Source organism: Rhodococcus sp. R1101 (assembly GCF_000278445.1).
GTDB lineage: Bacteria > Actinomycetota > Actinomycetes > Mycobacteriales > Mycobacteriaceae > Rhodococcus > Rhodococcus gordoniae.
Map to the genome: position 1 here is coordinate 1 of NZ_AJVB01000934.1, position 501 is coordinate 501.

The 501-nt window shown below is 74.3% G+C and carries 1 protein-coding gene and 1 pseudogene; both read right to left on the bottom strand.

Annotation, left to right across the window (positions count from 1 at the left end; translation table 11 throughout):
• Positions 1 to 153 (bottom strand): annotated as a pseudogene (locus R1101_RS31290) (isoprenyl transferase); the annotation flags it as partial.
• Positions 119 to 501: DNA repair protein RecO (gene recO / locus R1101_RS0125340; protein WP_016935865.1), on the bottom strand; the 383-nt coding region annotated here is incomplete at its 5' end. The gene recO and the pseudogene R1101_RS31290, both read right to left, overlap by 35 nt.

The window sequence follows — 501 nt, forward strand, 5'->3', positions numbered from 1 at the left end:
CTGCGCCCAGCGACCGTTGCCGTCCATCACGAGCGCCACGTGCTGCGGGATCAGCTCGGGCTGCAGGACGGGAGGCCGTGCGCCCGACGGGTGCGGGTCGGGCGGCCGGATCACCCGCTCAGACGATGGGGGCGTGGTACGTCGTCGAATCACGATCCCCATCCTGCCGGACGGCCCGTGCGACGTCATCAGCCCGGTTGGAGATCGGAGGCTCGGTGCGACCGCGTTCGACGAGGGGCAGCGAGCGCAGTTGCCGCTCGAGGTGCCATTGCAGGTGCGCGGCGACGAGGCCGCTGGCCTGGCGCCGCACCGCTGCGTCGGCCGATTCGGTCTCGGCCCATCGTCCGCGGTCGAGCGCGTCGAGCAGTGCGAACACTCCCGGTGCGGGTGTGGCCGCCCCCGGGGGACGGCAGTGCACGCACACCGCACCGCCGGCGGCGACGTGGAAGGCGGTGTGCGGGCCGGGACGGTCGCAGCGCGCGCAGTGGGTGATCGCCGGCG